General features: G+C 72.8%; 20 protein-coding genes. 7 read left to right on the top strand and 13 right to left on the bottom strand.

The annotated features are described in order from the left end of the window. Nucleotides 1-56: 56 nt before the first annotated feature. A complete protein-coding gene (locus OO60_RS01545; RefSeq protein WP_051767612.1) occupies nucleotides 57-1208 on the bottom strand; it encodes a site-2 protease family protein in 1152 nt (383 codons plus the stop codon). 261 nt (nucleotides 1209-1469) lie between these two features. Here OO60_RS01545 and OO60_RS01540 point away from each other — a divergent pair, with 261 nt between their 5' ends. From OO60_RS01540 to OO60_RS01530, 3 genes are all read left to right on the top strand, one after another. Beyond that, nucleotides 1470-2369 (top strand): RecB family exonuclease, encoded by a 900-nt coding sequence (locus OO60_RS01540; RefSeq protein WP_003099141.1) that lies wholly within the window; start codon nucleotides 1470-1472, stop codon nucleotides 2367-2369. Next, on the top strand, nucleotides 2369-3160 hold the full coding sequence (locus OO60_RS01535; RefSeq protein WP_003099144.1) for a thioesterase family protein: 792 nt from the start codon (nucleotides 2369-2371) through the stop codon (nucleotides 3158-3160). Before OO60_RS01540 ends, OO60_RS01535 begins: the two co-directional genes overlap by 1 nt. Nucleotides 3161-3224: 64 nt before the next feature. Beyond that, nucleotides 3225-4160 carry a ParA family protein gene (locus OO60_RS01530; RefSeq protein WP_003099146.1) on the top strand — a complete coding sequence of 312 codons (936 nt, stop codon included), beginning with the start codon at nucleotides 3225-3227 and terminating at the stop codon, nucleotides 4158-4160. Between the two features lie 87 nt (nucleotides 4161-4247). On the opposite strand, the gene hisG is transcribed toward OO60_RS01530, so the two are convergent. The 6 genes from hisG to metH form a co-directional block, all read right to left on the bottom strand. Next, nucleotides 4248-5093 carry an ATP phosphoribosyltransferase gene (gene hisG / locus OO60_RS01525; RefSeq protein ID WP_003099149.1) on the bottom strand — a complete coding sequence of 282 codons (846 nt, stop codon included), beginning with the start codon at nucleotides 5091-5093 and terminating at the stop codon, nucleotides 4248-4250. A 32-nt stretch (nucleotides 5094-5125) separates the two neighbouring features. Continuing rightward, a complete protein-coding gene (locus OO60_RS01520) occupies nucleotides 5126-5389 on the bottom strand; it encodes a phosphoribosyl-ATP diphosphatase (RefSeq protein ID WP_003099151.1) in 264 nt (87 codons plus the stop codon). Nucleotides 5390-5491: 102 nt separating this feature from the next. After that, the gene (locus OO60_RS01515) at nucleotides 5492-5977 is read right to left on the bottom strand and encodes a methylated-DNA--[protein]-cysteine S-methyltransferase (protein ID WP_003099155.1); all 486 of its coding nucleotides are present in this window, start codon (nucleotides 5975-5977) and stop codon (nucleotides 5492-5494) included. A gap of 17 nt (nucleotides 5978-5994) precedes the next feature. Continuing rightward, nucleotides 5995-7458, bottom strand: coding sequence for an AlkA N-terminal domain-containing protein (locus OO60_RS01510; RefSeq protein ID WP_033260664.1), 1464 nt, complete (start codon nucleotides 7456-7458; stop codon nucleotides 5995-5997). Nucleotides 7459-7517: 59 nt separating this feature from the next. Next, complete coding sequence (locus OO60_RS01505) at nucleotides 7518-8150, bottom strand: HAD family hydrolase (RefSeq protein ID WP_240490623.1); 633 nt, start codon at nucleotides 8148-8150, stop codon at nucleotides 7518-7520. A 49-nt stretch (nucleotides 8151-8199) separates the two neighbouring features. Further along, nucleotides 8200-11754, bottom strand: a complete 3555-nt coding sequence (gene metH, locus OO60_RS01500) for a methionine synthase (protein WP_033260663.1) — start codon at nucleotides 11752-11754, stop codon at nucleotides 8200-8202. Nucleotides 11755-11792: 38 nt separating this feature from the next. On the opposite strand from metH, the gene OO60_RS01495 reads away from it, so the two are divergent. Next, nucleotides 11793-12698: a PAC2 family protein gene (locus OO60_RS01495; protein WP_003064933.1), complete on the top strand. Its 906-nt coding sequence runs from the start codon at nucleotides 11793-11795 to the stop codon at nucleotides 12696-12698. Between the two features lie 18 nt (nucleotides 12699-12716). On the opposite strand, the gene OO60_RS01490 is transcribed toward OO60_RS01495, so the two are convergent. Continuing rightward, nucleotides 12717-13652: a phosphotriesterase family protein gene (locus OO60_RS01490; protein ID WP_240490622.1), complete on the bottom strand. Its 936-nt coding sequence runs from the start codon at nucleotides 13650-13652 to the stop codon at nucleotides 12717-12719. Between the two features lie 38 nt (nucleotides 13653-13690). On the opposite strand from OO60_RS01490, the gene OO60_RS01485 reads away from it, so the two are divergent. After that, complete coding sequence (locus OO60_RS01485) at nucleotides 13691-14236, top strand: CGNR zinc finger domain-containing protein (RefSeq protein ID WP_033260662.1); 546 nt, start codon at nucleotides 13691-13693, stop codon at nucleotides 14234-14236. On the opposite strand, the gene OO60_RS01480 is transcribed toward OO60_RS01485, so the two are convergent. From OO60_RS01480 to OO60_RS01470, 3 genes are read right to left on the bottom strand one after another with little or no spacing between them, the layout of a single operon-like run. Next, nucleotides 14231-15064, bottom strand: coding sequence for a metallophosphoesterase family protein (locus OO60_RS01480; RefSeq protein WP_033260661.1), 834 nt, complete (start codon nucleotides 15062-15064; stop codon nucleotides 14231-14233). The two genes, OO60_RS01485 and OO60_RS01480, sit on opposite strands and share 6 nt — an antisense overlap. Continuing rightward, the gene (locus OO60_RS01475; RefSeq protein WP_033260660.1) at nucleotides 15028-16290 is read right to left on the bottom strand and encodes an MFS transporter; all 1263 of its coding nucleotides are present in this window, start codon (nucleotides 16288-16290) and stop codon (nucleotides 15028-15030) included. The genes OO60_RS01480 and OO60_RS01475 overlap by 37 nt, the downstream gene beginning before the upstream one ends. Further along, on the bottom strand, nucleotides 16287-16874 hold the full coding sequence (locus OO60_RS01470) for an ArsR/SmtB family transcription factor (RefSeq protein ID WP_033260659.1): 588 nt from the start codon (nucleotides 16872-16874) through the stop codon (nucleotides 16287-16289). Before OO60_RS01470 ends, OO60_RS01475 begins: the two co-directional genes overlap by 4 nt. A gap of 145 nt (nucleotides 16875-17019) precedes the next feature. Between OO60_RS01470 and OO60_RS01465 the strand changes: the two genes are divergently transcribed. Continuing rightward, complete coding sequence (locus tag OO60_RS01465; protein WP_033260658.1) at nucleotides 17020-17496, top strand: MarR family winged helix-turn-helix transcriptional regulator; 477 nt, start codon at nucleotides 17020-17022, stop codon at nucleotides 17494-17496. Between the two features lie 155 nt (nucleotides 17497-17651). Next, nucleotides 17652-19283, top strand: a complete 1632-nt coding sequence (locus tag OO60_RS01460) for an ABC-F family ATP-binding cassette domain-containing protein (protein ID WP_033260657.1) — start codon at nucleotides 17652-17654, stop codon at nucleotides 19281-19283. A 55-nt stretch (nucleotides 19284-19338) separates the two neighbouring features. Here the strand turns inward: OO60_RS01460 and mshC are convergent, their stop codons facing one another. Next, the gene (gene mshC / locus OO60_RS01455) at nucleotides 19339-20577 is read right to left on the bottom strand and encodes a cysteine--1-D-myo-inosityl 2-amino-2-deoxy-alpha-D-glucopyranoside ligase (protein ID WP_033260656.1); all 1239 of its coding nucleotides are present in this window, start codon (nucleotides 20575-20577) and stop codon (nucleotides 19339-19341) included. 24 nt (nucleotides 20578-20601) lie between these two features. Next, nucleotides 20602-21378 (bottom strand): MerR family transcriptional regulator, encoded by a 777-nt coding sequence (locus OO60_RS01450; protein ID WP_033260655.1) that lies wholly within the window; start codon nucleotides 21376-21378, stop codon nucleotides 20602-20604. Nucleotides 21379-21393 lie beyond the last annotated feature (15 nt).

Raw genomic sequence — 21393 nt, 5'->3', positions numbered from 1 at the left:
CTCCTGTACCCCGAATGGCCGACGACAGATCTTCGCAGGCCGCCCGGGGCCCGGCCTCAGCGGGTGCGGCGGTTCATCGCCGCCCGCAGGTCCTCGCGGCGCAGCACGCCCGCCGGACGGCCCTCGTCGTCGACGACGAGGAACTGCCAGGCGGCGGTTTCGCGGACGCGCTCGATGACGTCTTCGCCCGGCTCCGACGCCAGCAGCACGGTTTCGGCCCGGATCGGCTCGGCCGCCAGTTCGGCCGGCGCGTGCGGCGACGAACCCGCGAGCCGCTCCGCCGCGCCTTCGTCGAGGAGCCCGGCGGCCACCCCGTCGGCGCGGACCAGCACGACCCCCCGGCCGGCCGACGCGGCCAGCGCGTCCGACACCGGGCTTTCGGCGGGCAGCTGCAGCACCGGCCGGACCAGCTCGCCCAGGACGAGGCCCTCCGGCCAGGTGCGGCGCGCCTCGGCGGCCAGCTCGGAGCGGGCGCCGAGGATCACGAACCACGCCGTCACGACGCAGACGCCCAGCCGCAGCCAGCGGTCCGGGCTCGCGGTCGCCAGGCCCCACAGCGCCCAGACGAGCAGCCCCGCGGCGACGACGGCCCCGCCGGCGACCGCGGCCCGCGTGCCCTTCGCGCGGATGCCGGTGACCGCCCAGACACCGGCGCGGACCAGCCTGCCGCCGTCCAGCGGCAGCCCGGGGAGCAGGTTGAACACGCCGACGGCGAGGTTCGCCACCGCGCACTCGCCGATCAGCAGCCAGACCGCGCCGTCCGCGGGCACGGCGAACATCAGCAGGCCGCAGAACCCGCCGAGCAGCAGCGACACGGCGGGCCCGGCCGCGGCGACCAGGCCCTCGTCACCGGGGCGCTTCGGGGTGCGGGCCACTTCGGACAGGCCGCCGAGCAGGAACAGCCGCAGCCGCCGCACCGGGATCCCCAGCCGCAGCGCGACCAGGCAGTGCCCGAGTTCGTGGGCCAGCACCGACAGCCCCAGCAGCAGCGCGAACGCGCCGGCCAGCAGCCACGACGTCCCGGTCGAGGCGTCCGGCAGCAGCCGCCCGACCAGCGGCGCGTACAGCACGACGACGATCAGCGAGCCGACCCACCAGGAGGGTGCGAGCAGCACCGGCACCCCGGCGACCCGGAACAGCACGAGGCCACCGTCCGAGAGGACGGCCTGCCGGGTGCCCCCGGTGCCCTGCTCACTGGTCGCGGCCATGCGGAGAGCCTAGAGCCCCGGGTGTGGGTCCCGGGTGATCCGGCCCCCGATGGGCGACCCCCGTACCCGGACGGTCGGCTCGCGTACCTGGACAGTCGGCTCGGTGCCCGGGTCCGCCGACCGTCCGGGGACGCCAACCGACCCTCTGGGTACGCAAGCCGACCGTCTGAGTACGCGGGCCGACCGTCTGGGTACGGGTCGGGTGGGGTGGCGGGCGTTGCGGTCGCCGGAACTGTCGTACCCCGGCGTTACGCTCTGCCCATGCCCGACGCCGACACTGTCACCACCGACACCCCAGCCGCCGCCGTCGCCACCGAGGTGCGGCGGCGGCCCGCGCTGTCGCCGTCGAGGGCCAGCGACTTCAAGCAGTGCCCGCTGCTCTACCGGTTCCGGGCGGTCGACCGGCTGCCCGAGGTCCCGACGAAGGCCCAGCTGCGCGGCACGCTCGTGCACTCCGTCCTGGAGCGGCTGTTCGCGCTGCCCGCCGCCGAGCGCGTCCCGGCGCAGGCGCGGGAGCTGCTCGGCCCGGCGTGGACCGACCTGTCCGCGGACCGTCCGGAGTGGACCGAGCTGTTCGACGGCGAAAAGCCCGACGACCACGCCGAGTGGCTGCGCTCGGCCGAGAAGCTGCTGGACGCCTACTTCGAACTCGAGGACCCGCGGCGGCTCGAACCCGAGGCCTGCGAGCTGCACGTCGAGATCGAGCTCGGCTCGGGTGTCCTGCTGCGCGGCTACATCGACCGGCTCGACGTCGCCCCGACCGGCGAGATCCGGGTCGTCGACTACAAGACCGGGGCCGCGCCGCGCGAGATCGGCGAGGCCAAGGCGATGTTCCAGATGAAGTTCTACGCCGTGGTGCTGTGGCGGCTGCGCGGGATCGTGCCCCGCCAGCTGAAGCTCATGTACCTCACCGACGGGCAGTCGCTGGCCTACACGCCCGACGAAGCCGAGCTGCTGCGCTTCGAGCGCACCCTGGAAGCCATCTGGCAGGCCATCCTGAAGGCGGGCAAGACCGGCGACTTCCGGGCGAACAAGAGCAAGCTGTGCAACTGGTGCGACCACCAGGCGCACTGCCCCGAATACGGCGGCACCCCACCCGCATACCCCGGCTGGCCGGAGCCCGACGCGGGCGACGAGACACCGCTGGACCGGGCCGACTGATGGCCGACGCCTTCTACGTCCCGCTCGGCGAGGGCCGGTTCTCCGCGACCGCGCACACCGCCGGGCCGTGGACCCCCGACGCCCAGCACTTCGGCCCGCCGTCGGCGTTGCTGGTCCGGGCCCTCGAAACCGTCGAATCCGGCCACCCGGCCGAACTCGCGCGGGTGACGGTGGAGATCCTCGGCCCGGCACCGGTCGCCGAACTCACCGTGCGGGCCCGGGTCGAGCGGCCGGGCCGGTCGGTCGAACTGCTGCAGGCGGAGCTGGCGAGCGCCGAGCGGGTGGTGGCGCGGGCGTCGGCGTGGCGCATCGCGACGTCGGACACGGCGGAGATCGGCACCGACGCCGGTCCCCTGCTGCCCGGGCCCGGCAGCGTCGAAGAGTCGCCGTGGCCGGAGGGCTGGCAGGGCGGCTACCTCGACGCGGTCGAGTGGCGCGCGGTGCGCGGCGGCATGGACGTGCCCGGCCCGGCCGCGGTGTGGGCCCGCCAGCGGGTCCCGCTGGTCGACGGCGAGGAGCCGAGCGGCCTGCAGCGGCTGTTCGCGGTCGCCGACTCCGGCAACGGCGTGTCGAACTACCTCGACCCGCGGCAGTGGTGGTTCATCAACTCCGAACTCACCGTGCACCTGCGGCGGGTGCCGTCGGGCGAGTGGATCGGCCTGGACGCGGTCACGCTGGTCGGCAAGCACGGCATCGGCACGGCGACCAGCATCCTGCACGACGACGGCGGCCCGGTGGCCACCGGCGCGCAGGCGCTGATGGTCCGGCCGCGACAGGCCGGGGGCGGATAGCCACCCACAACGGGCCCGCATCCAATAACCTTCGCGGAACGACCGACTTGAGGAGCGCTCGGGCATGCAGATCACCTCGGTGGTCAACCAGAAAGGCGGGGTCGGCAAGACCTCACTGAGCGTCGGCACCGCGGCCGCACTGGCCGAGCGGGGCCGGCGGGTGCTGCTGGTCGACCTCGACCCGCAGGGCCACGCGACGACCGAGATGCTCGGGTTGTCCGAGGTCGCCGCGGACCAGCCGAGCCTGGCGAAGGCGCTGGCCAAGACGTGGAAGGGCCCGATCGAGGAACTCGTCGTGCCGCACCCGCGCAGCAACCTCGGCAAGGGCGGCGCGCTCGACGTGGTGCCGACGTCGCCGGGGATGTTCGACCTGATCCGCCGGCTGGACTCGTTCCGCGTCCCCGGCTGGCAGCTGGCCCGGGTCATCCAGTTCGCCAACTACGACCACTGCGTCATCGACTGCCCGCCGGCGCTGGACGTGCTGACGAACAACGCGCTGGCGGCGTCGCACGGCATCCTGGTCCCGGTCCAGCCGGACAAGACGAGCATCCGCGCGCTGCGGCTGCTGGCCGACCAGGTCCGGTACGTCGAGCAGACCGTGGGGCGGCAGCCGCTGTCATGGTTCGGCCTGGTGCCGAGCCTGTACCGGCGGCCGATCTCGCACTACGCGGCCGCGGCGCTGCAGGAGATGTACGACTTCGGCATCCCGATGCTGTCGCACCTGCCGCTGGGCGTGGTGATGAACGAGGCGGCGGCCCACGGCGTCCCGGTGACGACGTACGCGCCGGAGACGTTGCAGGCGCTGTCCTTCCGCGAGATCGCCGAGAAGCTCGACAGCCACCTGGCGGAGAACGCGGCCCCGGCGGTGGTCCCGGCCGACGAGGAGTTCGTCTTCGAGGACTTCATCTCGGAGGTCGCGGTGGCCCGCAACGTCAACGACAACGGCGCCCGCAAAGGCCTCTACGACCTGCTGCCCAAGAAACCCAACCGCCCGCGCTGAGTCTCGCCGGCCGAGAAGGTCGCGAATGACTCATTCGGGACGTCCGACGTCCCGAATGAGTCATTCGCGGCAGTACGAGAGCCGCGGTCAGAGGCGGCAGGAGCGGATGTCGGAGGCCAGGATCGCCTTGGCGCCGACCTCGGCCAGCTCGTCCATGATGAGGTTGACCTTCTTGCGCGACACCATCGCGCGCACCGCCACCCAGTCCTCGTCGGCCAGCGGGGCGACCGTCGGCGACTCCAGGCCCGGCGTGATCGCGATCGCGCGCTCCACCAGCGTCCGCGGGCAGTCGTAGTCCAGCATCATGTACTGCTGCGCGAACACGACCCCGCGCAGGCGCGCGGCCAGCTGCGTCTTCGCCTTGCTCTCCTCGGTCCCGCGGCGCTGCAGCAGCACGGCTTCCGACACGCAGATCGGGTCGCCGAAGGCCACCAGGTTGTTCTGCCGCAGCGACCGGCCCGACTCGACGACGTCCGCGATCGCGTCCGCCACGCCGAGCTGGATCGAGATCTCCACCGCGCCGTCGAGGCGGATCACTTCGGCCTCGACGCCGTGGCGGGCGAGGTCGTCGCGGACCAGCCGCGGGTACGACGTCGCCAGCCGCTTGCCGTGCAGGTCCGCCGGCTTCCAGTCCCGGCCCGCCGGGGCGGCGTAGCGGAACGTCGAGCCGCCGAAGCCGAGCGCCTGGACCTCCTCCACCGGGGCCCCTGAGTCGAGCGCGAGGTCCCGGCCGGTGATGCCGAGGTCGAGCTCGCCGGAGCCGACGTAGATCGCGATGTCCTTGGGCCGCAGGAAGAAGAACTCGACCTCGTTGACCGGGTCGAGCACGGTCAGGTCGCGCTGCTCATGCCGCTTGCGGTAGCCCGCCTCGCCGAGCATCTCCGTCGCCGCGGCGGCGAGGGCTCCCTTGTTCGGCACGGCAACACGCAGCATTTCGCTTCTCTCCTCGTGGTTGGAGCGGCCCGTCACAGGTAGCGGTAGACGTCCTCGGCCGACAGGCCGCGGCCGAGCATCAGCACCTGCACCCGGTACAGCAGCTGGGAGATCTCCTCGGCGAGGCGCTCGTCGGACTCGTGTTCGGCGGCGATCCACACCTCGCCGGCTTCCTCGAGCACCTTCTTGCCCTGGGCGTGCACCCCGGCATCGAGGGCGGCGACGGTGCCGGACCCGTCGGGACGGGTACGCGCGCGCTCGGCAAGCTCCGCGAACAGCTCATCGAAGGTCTTCACGGTGCGGAATCCTTCCATCCCGGGGCCCGCGGCGCCGCCCCGGCCCGCCGGGGGTGCTGCCCATCTCACACTGCCGTGGACGCCGCCTCCCACCAGCTGGGATCAGAACAGGGCGCCCTGCTCGAAGTCCAGCAGGTACCGCTTGCGCTCGAGGCCGCCGCCGTAGCCGGTGAGCGAGCCGTTCGAGCCGACCACCCGGTGGCACGGGACGATGATGCCGATCGGGTTCTTGCCGTTGGCCAGGCCGACCGCCCGCGACGCCGCGGGCTTGCCGAGCCGGTCGGCGAGCTGGCCGTAGGAGATCGTCGTGCCGTAGGGGATCTTGCGCAGCTCCGCCCAGACGAGCTGCTGGAACGGCGTGCCGGCGAAGGCCAGGGGCAGGTCGAACTCGTGGCGCTGGCCGGCGAAGTACTCCTTCAACTCGGTTTCGGCGCGGGCGAAGATGTCCGCGCCCGCGTCCGCCGAGCCGAAGGTCAGCTCGTGCGGGCGGTGGCGCTGGTCGACCATGTAGAGGCCGCAGAGCGCGCCGCCCTCGGCGACCAGCGTCAGCGGGCCGAACGGGCTGTCGACGACGGTGTGGCTGCGCATGGGTTCTCCTGCCGGGTTCATGCCGCGGGCATCCGGTTGATCGCGTGGTCTCCGGTGGCCCACAGGTGCTGGGTGGCGTAGGCGCGCCAGGGGCGCCAGGCGGCGGACCGGGCGACGACGGCGGCCTGGCCGCCGAGGCCGAGGGTTTCCGCCGCGTACTTGATGCCGAGGTCGGTGGGGAGGAAGGCGTCGGGGTCGCCGAGCGCCCGCATCGCGATGCTTTCGACCGTCCACGGCCCGAAGCCGGGCAACGCGGTCAGGGCGGCCCGCGCCGCTTCCCAGTCGCTGCCCGCGCTGAGGTCCAGACCGTCGGTCAGCGCCGAGACCAGCGCGAGCAGCGTGCGACGGCGGGTGCGCGGCATGGCCAGGGTCTCGGGGTCCAGCGAGGCCAGCGCCGACGGGGAGGGGAACAGGTGGGTCAGGCCGCCTTCGGGGTCCTCGACCGGCTCGCCGTGCGCGACGACGAGCCGGGCCGCGTGGGTCCGCGCCGCCGCCGTCGAGACCTGCTGGCCCAGCACGGCCCGCACGGCGAACTCGGCGCCGTCGACGGTGCGCGGGACCCGGCGGCCGGGTGCGGCCGCGACGAGCGGGGCGAGCAGCGGGTCGGTGGCGAGCTGGTCGTCGACGGCGACCGGGTCGGCGTCGAGGTCCAGCAGGCGGCGGCAGCGGCTGGTCGCGGTGGGCAGGTCGCGGAGGTCGGTGAGGGTGAGCCGGCAGGCGATGTGGCCGTCCTCCGGGCGCAGCGCGACGACGCCGTGGCCGTGGGGCAGCCGCAGCGTCCGGCGGTAGGCGCCGTCCCGCCACTCCTCCACGCCGGGCACGCCGGTCGCGGCCAGGTGCCCGAAGAGGTTGTCCGGGCACAGCGGCTTCCGGTACGGCAGCCGCAGGACGAGCGCGCCGGCCGCGGCCTGCGGGACGTTCTTCGCGCGCTGCCGCAGTTCGGTCGGCGAAAGCGCGAACACCTCGCGGACGGTGTCGTTGAACGTCCGGATGCTGCCGAACCCGGCGGCCAGCGCCAGTTCGGTCATCGGCAGCTGGGTCGTCTCGATCAGGGTGCGCGCGGTCTGCGCGCGCTGGGCCCGCGCCAGCGCCAGGGGGCCCGCGCCGAGCTCGGCGAACACCTGGCGTTCGACCTGCCGGACGCTGTAGCCGAGCCGGGCGGCCAGGCCGCGGACGCCTTCGGTGTCGACGACGCCGTCGGCGATCAGCCGCATCGCCCGCGCCACCAGGTCGGCGCGCTCGTTCCACAGCGGCGAGCCGGGGCTCGCGTCGGGACGGCAGCGCTTGCAGGCCCGGAACCCGGCCTGCTGGGCGGCCGCGGCGCTCGGGTGGAAGCTCATGTTCTGCCGCTTGGGCGGCACCACCGGGCAGCTGGGCCGGCAGTAGATCCGGGTGGTCAGGACCGCGCAGTAGAACCACCCGTCGAACCGGGCGTCCTTCGCCTGCACGGCCCGTACGCACCGCTCGAAGTCCTCATGCACCGCACCAGCATCGCGGACGCGGGCGATCCCCGGCTAGCGGAAAAGCGACATGGTCGTGGTCAGCCGAGCAGGGCCGCCAGCGCCGGCACGTCGATGCCCACCAGGGAGTCGCGGAACACCCGCCGCTCCCCCGGTTCGACCGGGACGTCGTTCGGGATCACCAGCACCGTGCAGCCCGCCGCGACCGCGGACGCGGTGCCCGGCGGCGAGTCTTCGACCGCGACACAGCGCGCGGGGTCGACGCCGAGCAGCTCGGCCGCCTTGAGGTACGGGCGCGGGAGCGGCTTGTTCAGGCCTTCGACTTCGTCGCCGCACACGGTGACGTCGAAGAAGTCCCGGCCGATCGTGTTCAGCGCGAGCTCGGTCAGGTCGCGTTCGGTGGAGGTGACCAGCGCCGAGCGCAGGCCCGCTTCGCGCACCGCCGTCAACGCTTCGCGCGCGCCGGGGCGCCACGGCAGCTCGTCGTCGAACAACCCGGCCGTGCGGCGGCGGATCTCCGCGCCGGTCGACGCGATCGACTCGGGGGTCACCGGACGGCCGACCACTTCCAGGAGGTACGCCGACGTGTCGTCCATGTTGGACCCGACGAGCGTCATCCGCTGCTGTTCGGAGAGCTTCCCGCCGAGCCACTCCGCCGTCTCGTAGAGGGCGACGTCCCACAGCTTCTCGGAATCGACCAGCGTGCCGTCCATGTCCCACAACACGGCGTCGAGACCGTCCACAGTGGATCTACCTCCAGGATCAGGTGTTGAAGTACTTGGCTTCCGGGTGGTGGCAGACGATCGCGTCGGTCGACTGCTCGGGGTGCAGCTGGTACTCCTCCGACAGCTTCACGCCGATCCGGCCCGGTTCGAGGAGGGCGACGATCTTCGCCCGGTCTTCGAGGTCGGGACAGGCGCCATAGCCCAGGGAGAACCGTGCCCCACGGTAGCCGAGCTTGAAGAAGTCCTCGACGTCGTCGGGGTCCTCTGAGGCGACCGCCACACCGCCGGGGAAGGTCAGCTCCTGCCGGATGCGGCAGTGCCAGTACTCGGCGAGCGCCTCGGTCAGCTGGACGCCGAGGCCGTGGACCTCGAGGTAGTCGCGGTAGGCGTTGGCGGCGAACAGCTCGTTGGCGTAGTCGGCGATCGGCTGCCCCATGGTAACCACGGTGAACGGCACCACGTCGACCTCGCCGGACTCCCGCGGCCGGTAGAAGTCGGCGAGGCAGAGCCGCCGGTCGCGGCGCTGCCGCGGGAAGGTGAAGCGCAGCCGCTCCGGCGCGTCCGGCTCGGGCTCGGTCAGCACGACCAGGTCGTCGCCCTCGGCGACGCACGGGAAGTAGCCGTAGACGACGGCCGCGTGGGCCAGGACACCGTCGGCGGTCAGCCGGTCGAGCCAGTACCGCAGCCGCGGCCGGCCTTCGGATTCGACGAGTTCCCCGTACGTCGGCCCGGCGCCGCCGCGGGCGCCCTTGAGGCCCCACTGGCCCATGAACGTGGCGCGCTCGTCGAGCATGGCGGCGTAGTCGGCGAGGGCGACGCCCTTGACCACCCGCGAACCCCAGAACGGCGGGGACGGCAGCGGCACGTCGGTGGCGACGTCCGAGCGGGCGGGCGGCGGCCCTTCGAGGGCTTCCTCGTCCGCCTTGCGGGCTTTCCGCGCTTCCGCGATCCGCAGTGAGCGTTCGCGGCGTTCCTTGCGCTCCTGGCGCTTCTGCTCCGCATCGGCGTCGACCAGCGGCGATTCGCCGCGTTTGGCGGCCATGATCGCGTCCATCAGCCGCAGCCCCTCGAACGCGTCCCGTGCGTAGCGGACATCGCCCAGGTACAGCTCGGTGAGGTCGTTCTCCACATAGGACCGGGTGAGCGCCGCGCCGCCGAGCAGCACCGGCCAGCGCGCGGAGACCCCCCGGGAGTTCATCTCCTGGAGGTTCTCCTTCATGATCACCGTGGACTTGACCAGCAGCCCGGACATCCCGATCGCGTCGGCGGCGTGCTCGTCGGCCGCGTCGAGGATGGTCGTGATCGGCTGTTTGATGCCGAGGTTGACCACCTCGTAGCCGTTGTTGGACAGGATGATGTCGACGAGGTTCTTGCCGATGTCGTGGACGTCGCCGCGCACGGTGGCCAGCACGATCCGGCCCTTGCCCGAGTCGTCGCCCTTCTCCATGTGCGGTTCGAGGTGGGCGACGGCCGCCTTCATCACCTCGGCGGACTGCAGCACGAACGGCAGCTGCATCTGCCCGGACCCGAACAGCTCGCCGACGGTCTTCATGCCCGACAGCAACGTGTCGTTGATGATCTGCAGGGCGGGCCGCTGCTCCAGGGCCGCGTCGAGGTCGTCGGTGAGGCCGTTCCGTTCGCCGTCGACGATCCGGCGTTCGAGGCGTTCGAACAGCGGCAGCGCGGCCAGCTCTTCGGCGCGGGACGCCTTGGACGAGGCCGCGCTGACGCCCTCGAACAGCGCCATCAGCTCCTGCAGCGGGTCGTAGCCCTCGCGACGCCGGTCGTAGACGAGGTCGAGGGCGACCGCGCGCTGGTCGTCCGGGATGCGCGCCATCGGCAGGATCTTCGACGCGTGCACGATCGCGGTGTCGAGCCCGGCTTGGACGCACTCGTGCAGGAACACCGAGTTGAGCACCTGCCGCGCCGCCGGGTTGAGCCCGAAGGAGATGTTCGACAACCCGAGGGTGGTCTGGACCTCGGGGTGCCGGCGTTTGATCTCGCGGATGGCCTCGATCGTTTCGATGCCGTCGCGGCGGGACTCCTCCTGGCCGGTCGCGATGGTGAAGGTCAGGGCGTCGACGATGACGTCGGCGGTGCGCAGGCCCCAGTTCCCGGTGATGTCCTCGATGAGCCGGGTGGCGATGTCGGCCTTCTTCTGCGCGGTGCGCGCCTGGCCTTCTTCGTCGATGGTCAGGGCGACGACGGCGGCACCGTATTCGCTGACCAGTTCCATGACCTGGGTGAACCGGGATTCCGGGCCGTCGCCGTCCTCGTAGTTGACGGAGTTGACCGCGCACCGGCCGCCGAGCCGTTCCAGCCCGGCGCGCAGGACGGCGACCTCGGTGGAGTCGAGCATGATCGGCAGGGTGGACGCGGTGGCCAGGCGCCCGGCCAGCTCGGCCATGTCCGCGGTGCCGTCGCGGCCGACGTAGTCGACGCACAGGTCCAGCAGGTGGGCGCCGTCTCGGGTCTGTTCGCGGGCGATCTCGACGCAGTCGTCCCAGCGGCCTTCGAGCATCGCGGTGCGGAACGCCTTCGAGCCGTTGGCGTTGGTCCGCTCGCCGATCATCAGCACACTGGCGTCCTGCTTGAACGGGACCGCCTGGTACAGCGACGACACGCCGGGCTCGGGCCGCGGCCGCCGGGGCACCGGCGGCGTGCCGGCGACGGCCGCGGCGAGCTGCCGGATGTGCTCGTCGGTCGTGCCGCAGCAGCCGCCGACCAGGCCGACGCCGAACTCGCGGACGAACCCGGTCAGCGCCTCGACCAGCGCTTCCGGGCCGAGCGGGTAGACCGCACCGTCCGGGCCGAGTTCGGGCAGCCCGGCGTTCGGCATCACCGACAGCGGCACCCGGGCGTGCTTGGCCAGCTGCCGCAGGTGCTCGCTCATCTCGGCCGGCCCGGTGGCGCAGTTGAGCCCGATGACGTCGATGCCGAGCGGCTCCAGCGCGGCCAGCGCGGCGCCGACCTCGGTACCGAGCAGCATCGTGCCGGTCGTTTCGACGGTGATCGAAGCGAGGATCGGCACGCGCCTGCCCTCGGCGGCCATCGCCCGCTTCGCGCCGATGATCGACGCCTTCGTCTGCAGGATGTCCTGGGTGGTCTCGACGATCACCGCGTCGACACCGCCGGCCAGCAGGCCGCGGACCTCCTCGCGGTAGGCGTCACGCAACGTGGTGAACGGCGCGTGGCCGAGCGTCGGCAGCTTCGTGCCGGGGCCGACCGAGCCGAGCACGAACCGCGGGCGGTCCGGCGTCGCGAACTCGTCGGCGGTCTCGCGGGCCAGCCGGGCGCCGGCCTCGGCGAGCTCGAAGATCCGCCCGGTGATGTCGTACTCGGCGAAGTTGGCGAAATTGGCCCCGAAAGTGTTGGTCTCGACGGCGTCCGCGCCCGCCTCCAGGTACCCCCGGTGCACCGAGCGGACCACGTCCGGCCGGGTGACGTTGAGGATCTCGTTGCAGCCTTCGAGACCGGCGAAGTCGTCCAGGCTGAGGTCGTGGGCCTGCAGGGCGGTGCCCATCGCCCCGTCGGCCACCAGGACGCGGGACTGCAGGGCGAGCAGGAACGGTGACGACAGGCGGTCGGACATGCTGAACAGCGTAAGGCCGGTGGTCGTAGGCTGGTCCGGTGAGTGAGCCCGTCGACGAGACCCCGCGGCCGCCCGGCGACCGCACCGAACCCACCCGGCCGCTGATGGTCGTCGCCTTCGAAGGCTGGAACGACGCCGGTGACGCGGCGAGCCGGGCGGTCGAGCACCTGCAGCTGAACTGGGACGCCACCCCGCTGGCGGAACTGGAGCCCGACGACTACTACGACTTCCAGGTCAGCCGCCCGACCGTCCGGATGGTGGACGGTGTCACTCGCCGGGTGGACTGGCCGACCACGACGCTGTCGGTGTGCCGCCCGGACGGCTTCGACCGGGACGTCGTCCTCGTGCAGGGTCCCGAGCCGAACATGCGCTGGCGCGCCTTCTGCGCCGAGCTGCTGGACCACATCAAGCAGCTGGACGTCGCCACCGTGGTGACGCTGGGTGCGCTGCTCGCCGACACGGCCCACACCCGGCCGGTCCCGGTCACCGGGACGGCCTACGACAAGGACACCGCGTCGCTCTACGGGCTCGACCTGAACAACTACCAGGGCCCGACCGGCATCGTCGGGATCCTGCAGGACTACTGCGTGCAGGCGGGCATCCCGGCCGTGTCGATCTGGGCCGCGGTGCCGCACTACGTGTCGCACCCGCCGTCCCCGAAGGCGACGCTGGCGCTGCTGCACAAGCTGGAGGACATCCTCGACGTCGAGATCCCGCTGGGTGCGCTGCCGGAGCAGGCCGAGGAGTGGCAGCGCACGGTCACCGAGATGGCCGACGAGGACGAGGAGATCAGCGAGTACGTCCGCAGCCTCGAGGAGCGCGGGGACGCCCAGACCGAGGTCGCGGAGCAGGACGTCAGCGGCGACAAGATCGCCGCGGAGTTCGAGCGCTACCTGCGCCGCCGCGGCCGCGGCGGCGGGCAGGAAGGCTTCGGCCTGCGCTGAGTCGTTTCACCTGCTGAGTCACTTCTTCCAGCTGGTGGCGAACGCCCGGGCGGGGTTCGCCACCAGCATGGCGGTGACGACGTCGCCGCCGAGCTGCTTGGTCAGCCGCGGTGCGAGCGTGGTGAGCAGGTAGGACGCGCCCGGCTGCCACCGGGCCGCGGCCGTCGTGGTGTCGCCGCCGAGCAGGATCTGCCCGCCGTGCCCGGCCTCGACGAGCGCTTCGAGACCGTCGAAGAGCCGCCAGTCCGTGGCGTGGTTGGCCCGCGACGGGCCGTCGAAGCCGAGGAAGACGCCGGTTTCGGCGATCTCCCGCTGCAGCGGCGCGTCCGGGTTCCGGTTCAGGTGCCCGAGGATCACCTTTTCGGGTGAAACATCCAGCTTTCCGCAGAGCAGCTCGACCGTCTCCAGGGCCGCCGTGCCGAGTTCGAGGTGCACGGCGATCGGTGCCCCGGTCTCCTCGTGGGCGACCGCGGCGGCGGTCATCGTCAGCCGGGCGTGGGAGTCGATCGCGTGGAAGGCGCCGGCCACCTTGACCAGCCCGGCCCGCGGGCCGCTGCGCGGCTCGTCGGGCAGGTCGGCCGGCTGGGTGCCCTCGGTCAGATCGGCGACGAACTCCTGCACCAGGCCGTCGACGACGCGGCCGAGGATCGCCGGGGGGTAGTGCTCGGCGCGGTGCAGGCCGGTGGCCGCGACCACGTGCACCCCGATCTCCTCCGCCATCCAGGCCAGCTCGCGGGTCCGCCGGGTCAGGCCGTACGGCGTCCACTGGACGAGCGCTTGGCCGCCGCGGGTCTTGAACTCGAGGAGCGCGTGGGCCGCCTCGGTCGGATCGTCCAGTTCCTGGCCGGGCAGCAGCTTGGAGGCGAAGAAGAGGTGGTCGTGCGAGTTCGTCACGCCCAGTTCGGCCGGATCGATGTCGCCCAGCACCGTGCGGACCTTGGGTTCCCCAGTCACGACGGCGAGTGTAACGCCTCAACCGTTACGATGGCGAGGTGTCCGAAGACTTCCGCCTCGACATGGGCGCACCCTGGCTGAACCTGCTGGCCACGCGTGGCCGCCACTTCGGTGCGCAGCCCGTCGAGCGGATCCCGGATGTGGAGCGGCTGCGGGAGTGGCTGACCGCGGCCGAGCTGACCCCGCTGAGCCCGGTCACGCACGCCGACCTGCGGGCGGCCCACCACCTGCGCGAGGTCCTGCGCGAACTCGCGCTGGGCGCGATCGACGGCGTTCCACCGAAAGCCGATCAGGTGAGCCCGCTGGCGCCCTTCCTCAAGGCCGAGCCGGTGCACCTCGCCGCGCTCGACCGGCTGCACCGCAGCGCGCCCGCGACCACCGCCGACGCACTCAGCCGGCTGGCGCACCAGGCCGCGGACTGGCTCACCGGCCCCCTGCGGCACGACCTGCGGGCGTGTCCCGAGCAGGACTGCCGCGGGGTGTTCGCCGACCCGGGCGGGCGGCGGCGGTGGTGTCCCTCCCCCGCGTGCGCGAGCCGCGGCCGGGTCCGGGCGCTCCGGGAGCGGCGGCGCGGCGGATCATGACGGCCAGAGGATCCGGCGCATCGGCACCGCGCCCCGCGCCCGCTTCCGCCACTCGCGCGGGTAGCCCAGCGAGACCTCCTCGAACCGGACCCCGTCGGCCTCCGTGCTGCGCGGGATGTGCAGGTGCCCGTACACGGCGATCTCCGCGCGGTAGCGGACGTGCCAGTCCTCGGTCTTCGTCGTGCCGCACCACAGCGCGAACTCCGGCCAGTACAGCGGTGCCGTCGGGTGGCGGTGCAGGGGCCAGTGGGACATCAGGATCGTGCCGTGGTCCTCGGGGATCGCGTCGAGGCGTTCGGTGCTGAGCTTCAGCCGGGCCTCGCACCACGCCTGGCGGCTGGGGTACGGGTCCGGGTAGAGGAAGTACTCGTCGGTGCAGACCACGCCGGCCTCGCGGGCCTGGCGCAGGGCCTCCTCCAGGGACTGGCCTTCCGCTTCCGGCGTCCGCCAGCTGTAGTCGTAGAGCAGGAACAGCGGCGCGATCGTCAGCGGCCGGGAGCCGTGGCGCCAGACCGGGAACTCGTCTTCCGGCGTCAGGACGTCGATCTCGCGGCACTGCTCGACCAGGTATTCGTACCGAGCCTGGCCCCGCAGCTGGCAGTCGTCGTTCTTCGTCGTCCACAGCTCGTGGTTGCCCGGCACCCAGACGACCTTCGCGAACCGGCTGCGCAGGGTCTTCAGCGTCCCGATGGTGGCTTCGGCGAGCTCGGCGACGTCGCCGGCGACGAGCAGCCAGTCTTCGGGGGTTTCCGGGACGACCGAGTCGAGGATCGGGCCGTTGCCCTCGTGGGTCACGTGGAGGTCGCTGGTGGCGAAGAGGTGCGGCACCCCTCCACCGTAACCACCGCGGCCGGGGAAGCTACGCGAAACCTGCCTTTCCGGAACACCATCAGCGCACCGGCGAGGACGTAGACCCCGGCTTGGACGTTCAGCAGCACGGCGGGCCCGGTCGTCGCCACCAGGGCCCCGGCCAGCAGCGCCCCGGCCGTCGTGCCCAGGGCGATCAGCGCGAACGTCGTGCTCAGCACCCGCCCGGCGCGCTCCGGGGCGACCGCGATCTGGATCTCCGACAGCACCCCGGCGCCCACGGCCACCCCCGGCGCGCCGACCACGACGAACAGCCCGGCGTACACCCCCAGCGCCGTCGTGACCGGGGAGAGGTTCCAGATCACCGCGGACACCAGCCCCAGCGCGAGCGCGCCCCAGCCGAGCAGCGCGGCGGGCGCGGCCCGCCGCGCCACGGTGGCCAGGGCGAACCCGGCGGCCAGCCCGCCGAGCGCCTGCACGCCCCGCAGCAGGCCCGCGTCGGCTTCGCTGCCGCCGAGCACGTCCAGGACGTATACCACGAACAGCACCAGGAACATGCCCTGCGCCAGGGAGGTGAACACCAGCGCGACCCCGGTGCGCCGCAGGCGCCGGTTGTGCGTCAGCTCGCGCAGGCCGTCCAGCCAGGCCCGCACCACCGGTTCCCGCACGGCTGCCGGCGCCGGCGCGGCGATCCGGCGGAACGGCTTGGCCAGCAACGCGGCCGCCACCGCGAGGACGGCCAGGTAGCCGGTGATCACGTCGGCGAGCCCACCGAACCCCAGGAGGGCGCCGCCGGCCCAGCCACCCGCCAAGCGGGCGACGCTGCCGTTCACGCTCATCAGCCCGTTCGCCGCGGTCACTTCCGCGACGCCGACGAGCTCCGGGACGAGCGCGTTGCGCGCGGGTTCGAACACCGAGGCCAGCGCCGCCTGTGCGGCCATCACCGCGTACACCACGGGGACGCCGGGTTCGGCCAGCAGCGGCAGCGCCACGGCGGCCAGGCCGAGGCAGACGCCGAAGAGCACCGCGCGGCGGTTCCACCGGTCGGCGACGACCCCGGCGACCGGGCTCAGCAGCACCGCGGGCAGCAGGCCGAGCACGATGCTCAGGGCCGTCGTGGCGGCGGAGCCGGTGCGCTGGAAGACGTAGACCGGCAACGCGACCTGCAGCATCCACTCGGCCGTTTCGCCGAAGAACGCGGCCACCCACAACCGCGCGAACGCGGGCACCCCCAGCAGCTGCTTCACGCCTCCGCCTTCCCCGAGTGTTCGATGCGCGGGAACGCCCGCAGGCCGACGTGCACCGGGCGGGCGCCGTCGGGGGCATCGGTGCGGATCGCGCCGACGTACGGCCGGACCAGGGCGTCGATCGCCTCGGTCAGGCGAGTCAGCTCCGCCGGCGTGACGCGCAGCGCGTACGTGGTCAGCCCGGCCGCGGCGCGCCAGGCCGGGTCGAGGTCGTCGAGGGAATCGAGGTAGCGCTGGGTCAGCTCCTGCTCGTGGGTCAGCTGCGCGCCGACCACGCCCAGCTGCGCGGCCCGGTGCGCCGGGTCGTCGGCCGGCTCCCCCATCTCCAGGCCGACCTGCCGGGCGCGCCACGGCCGTTCGCGGCCGTCCTCGCCCTCGGCCCGCTCGACCAGGCCGTACTGCGCGAGCTGCCGCAGGTGCCAGCTGCAGTTGGACGCCGTCGAGCCGACCGCCTCGGCGCACTCGCTCGCGGTGCGCGGGCCGACCGCGGTCAAGTGGTTCAGCAGCGCGGACCGCAGCGGGTGCGCCAGCGCGCGCAGCAGCTCGACGTCTTCGATCCGCTTGCGCGGTGGCAGCCCGGCCATCGGTCGTCCTATCTGAAAGAGTTATTTCGAAAGATCTCTTTCAGAGTTGGTCCCGCCTGCGGGTTTGTCAACCGGCTTCGCTATCGTTCGCGGGGCAGTGACTGCACCGAGCAGTGACTGTGTCGTCACAGACCTTGGATGGACGTTGCCCGACCAGCGCGAACTCGCCACCGCCGCCGCCCTCGCCCTCCCCCGCTTCGTGGGGTCGACCGCGCTCTTCCACGCCGCGGTCGCCGAGCGGATGGCCGTCACCCCGACCGAGCTGCACTGCCTGCACCTGCTCCACGGCGGCGTCAGCGACTCCCCGTCCGAGCTCGCCCGGCTCCTCGGGATGAGCACGGGCGCGTTCACCCGCCTGCTCGACCGGATGGAACGGCACCGGCTCGCCGAGCGCGCGCCCGATCCGGCGGACCGCCGCCGGCTCGTCGTCCGGCCGCTGCCCGACCGGATGGCCGAGCTCGCCGAGCTCTACGCGCCGATGGCCCGGTTCGTCGGCGAGCGCCTGGCCCGGTTCGACCGCCGTCAGCTGACCGCCCTGCTGGAGTTCCTCACCGACGGCACGGCGGCGGCCGAACGGTCGACGGACGAGCTGCCGGATGTGACCCAGGCCATAACCCGTTGACTAACTCTACTGATGTTGCGTTAACCTGGGTCCACTATGAGGAACTGAACCGCGCCCATCCCGCCTGAGGCGGCACCGGTCGAGCCGACGCTCCCGCGTGCCACGACGCCCGGCCGGGATCCCGCTTTCTCTCCCCCAGGGCCCGGTGATCACCCATGTCTCCCGTTTTTCCGTTGCAGGCCAAGGACGTCGTCTTCGGCTACGGCACCCGCATCGTCCTCGACGGCGTCTCGCTGACCGCGTCGGCCGGGCAGCGGCTCGGCCTCGTCGGCGAGAACGGCACCGGCAAGTCCACCCTGCTGCGCCTGCTCGCCGGGCTCGAAGAACCCCGCGCCGGCGAGGTGCTGCGCGGCCCGGACGTCGGGTTCCTGCTGCAGGAACTGCCCTTCGGCATGGACGCCACGTTCTCCGACGTCCTCGACGACGCCCTCGCCGAGATCCGCGTCGCCGCCACCCGGCTCGACGAGCTGACCGCGGCCATGACCGACCGGCCCGACGACGCGACCGTGCTCGAGGAGTACGGCCGCGTCCTGGAATGGGCGCAGGCCCACGACCTGTGGGACGCCGACCGCCGCGCGAAGCTCGTCTGCGACGGGCTCGGCCTCGGCGGCGTCGCACCGGATCGGCGGCTCGGCACGCTGTCGGGCGGGCAGCGGTCGCGGCTCGGCCTGGCCGCGCTGCTGGTCCGGCAGCCGGAGACGCTGCTGCTGGACGAGCCGACCAACCACCTCGACGACGCCGCGATGGCGTTCCTGGAACGCCACCTCACCGAGCTGACCGGGATCGTGGTGCTGTCCTCGCACGACCGGGTGTTCCTCGACGCCGTCTGCACCGACATCGTCGACCTCGACCCGGCGGCGGCCGACCGGCAGGCCGGTGGCGCGGTCCGCTACGGCGGCAGCTACACCGACTACCTCGGCCACAAGAAGGCCGAGCGAGCGCGGTGGGAACAGCGGTACGCCGAAGAGCAGGAGGAGCTGAAGGAGCTGCGGGAGACCGTCGCGGTCACCGCGCGCAACGTCGCCTACGGCCGCGGCCCGCGTGACAACGACAAGTTCATCCACCACTTCAAGGGCGCCCGCGTCCAGAAGACGATCTCGCGGCGGGTGCGCGACGCCGAGCAGCGGCTGGAGAACCTGGAACGCGACCAGGTGCGCAAACCCCCGGCGCCGCTGCGGTTCCGGGCCGAGCTCACCGGCCGGGCGGCCGGGGAGGGCCCGGCGATCTCGGTGCGTGCCCTCGAAGTGCCGGGGCGGCTCGCGCTGCCGCGGCTGGACGTCGACGGTTCGGCGCGGTTGCTCGTCACCGGCGGGAACGGCGCCGGGAAGTCGACGCTGCTGTCGGTGCTGGCCGGCCGGCTGACGCCGTCCACCGGGGCCGTCCACTTCGGACACGGCGTGCGGGTCGGCCTGCTGGAGCAGGACGTCGTGTTCACCGAACCGGACCGGAACGCGGCCCGGGTGTACCGGGACGCGCTCGGCGAGGAGGCTCCCCCGCTGAGTCAGCTGGGCCTGCTGGCGTCGCGGGATCTGCGGCAGCCGGTCGGGGCGCTCTCGGTCGGCCAGCGGCGGCGGCTGGCGCTGGCGATCCTGCTGGCCGAACCGCCGGACGTGCTCCTGCTGGACGAGCCGACGAACCACATTTCGCTGACCTTGGCGGAAGAACTGTTCGCGGCACTGGAGACGGCGCCGGGCGCGGTCGTCATCGCGTCCCACGACCGGTGGCTGCGCCGGGACTGGTCCGGTGACCACCTGGAGCTGGCCGATGGCCGGCCCGTCGCAGTGTAGGCCGTTATACACCGGTGAGGGCCGCCCGTTCCCGGGAAAGGGCGGCCCTCGACCGTTAGAGGGTGATGCCGAGGAGGGCGTCGACGGCGTCGCGGATCAGGCCGGGGGCCGTCGGGTCGGTGCCGTCGCGGCGGAGGGCCTCGTTCGCCCACGCGTCGATCGCCGCCAGGGCCTTCGGCGTGTCGAGGTCGTCGGACAGGTGATCGCGCAGCCGGGTGACCGTGTCCTCCGCCGCCGGGCCGGTCGCCAGGGAGACGGCTTCGCGCCAGCGCGCGAGCCGGGCTTCGGCGTCCGCGAGCAGCCGGTCGGTCCACGGCCGGTCTTCGCGGTAGTGGCCGGAGAACAGCGCCAGCCGGATCGCACCCGGGTCGACCTGGTCGGCGCGCAGCCGCGAGACGAACACGAGGTTCCCGCGCGACTTCGACATCTTCTCGCCGTCGAGGCCGATCATCCCGGCGTGCACGTAGTGGCGGGCGAACGGGCCGTCCTTGGCGACGGCTTCGGCGTGCGCCGCGCTGTACTCGTGGTGCGGGAAGATCAGGTCCGAGCCGCCGCCCTGGAGGTCGAAGCCGAGGCCCAGCCGGTTGACCGCGATCGCGCTGCACTCGATGTGCCAGCCCGGGCGGCCGGCGCCGAGCTCGGACTCCCACGACGGCTCGCCCTCGCGGGCCACGCGCCACAGCAGCGCGTCCAGCGGGTGGCGCTTGCCGGCGCGGTCGGGGTCGCCGCCGCGCTCGGCGAAGAACTTCCGCATGGTCGGCTCGTCGTAGTTCGACTCGTAACCGAACTTGCCGGTCGCGGTGTGGTCGAAGTAGACGTCGGGGAACTCCGGGTCGTCCGCGCGGTAGGCGGCGCCGTTGGCCAGCAGCTTCGCGATGACCTCGACGATCTCCGGGATGCTCTCGACCGCGCCGACGAACTGCTGCGGCGGCAGTACCCGCAGGGCGACCATGTCCTCGCGGAACAGCGCCGTCTCGCGCATGCCCAGCACGACCCAGTCGTCCTTGTCCCGCTCCGCGCGCTCCAGCAGCGGCTCGTCGATGTCCGTCACGTTCTGCACGTAGTGGACGTCGTGCCCGTTGTCCCGCCAGACGCGGTTCACCAGGTCGAAGGCGAGGTACGTCGCGGCGTGCCCCAGATGCGTCGCGTCGTAGGGCGTGATGCCGCAGACGTACATCCGGGCGGTGGCGCCGGGCGCGGTCGGGCGGATCTGCCCGGTGGCCGTGTCGTGGAGCCGCAGCGGGCGGGGGGTGCCGGGGATGCGGGGCACGTCGACCGATGACCAAGTCTGCATACCTCGACTGTAAGGGCTGGTGGTTCAGTCCTTCCCGAGCGGTGGGACGAGCCTCACGCGCGCGTAGGCTTCGATGGCCCGCGCCAGCCAGTCCGGCAGGTCCGGGTCGGCCCGCGCGGCGAGCTCCCGCTGGCGGGGATCGGTCCGGTACAGCCCGCCCAGCGCGGCGTAGGCCGCGGCCGTCGGCTGCCAGAAGTGGCTCACCGACCGGTGGTGCTCGGCGACGGCGTCGAGCGCGGCGGGATCCTCCGGTGCCACCCCCGAGCGCCTGACGGCGGCCAGCCGCCGGAACAGCGCCGCCCCCTGCGCCGCGGCGTGCTGGTAGTCCGCGGCGGTGAGCCCTTCCTGGGCGGCCTGGGCGACGTCGAAGGCCGTCGCGGCGCCCGCGCCGAACGTCTCGCGGTAGGTCCGCCGCATGGCGGCACCGTCCTTGCGCAGGCCGGCGAAGAACCGGTCGGGGTCGTCGATCCGGGCGTCGCCGAGGTCGGCGACCGTCTCCTCGACGGTGGCGATCACCCGGTCGAGGCGGCGCCGCTCCTCCTCGAGCTGGGCCAGGTGCCCGCGCAGCGCGGCCGTCTCGTCGACCTGTTCGCCCAGCACCGCGCCGATCTCGGCCAGGCCGAGCCCGAGCCGCCGCAGCAGCAGGATGCGCTGCAGGCGCAGCAGCTCGAACCGGCCGTACCAGCGGTACCCGTTCGCCGCCACGGACGCCGGGGTGAGCAGGCCGATCGCGTCGTAGTGGCGGAGCATCCGCGCCGACACGCCGGACGCCTTCGCGACCTGGCTGATCGAATACTGCATCCGTTCACCTTGGGA

Origin of the sequence: Amycolatopsis vancoresmycina, from assembly GCF_000716785.1 — a bacterium.
In the GTDB taxonomy this organism is placed as follows: domain Bacteria; phylum Actinomycetota; class Actinomycetes; order Mycobacteriales; family Pseudonocardiaceae; genus Amycolatopsis; species Amycolatopsis vancoresmycina.
Note: the sequence above shows the minus strand (reverse complement) of the source record. Positions and strands in the feature narration are given on the sequence as shown.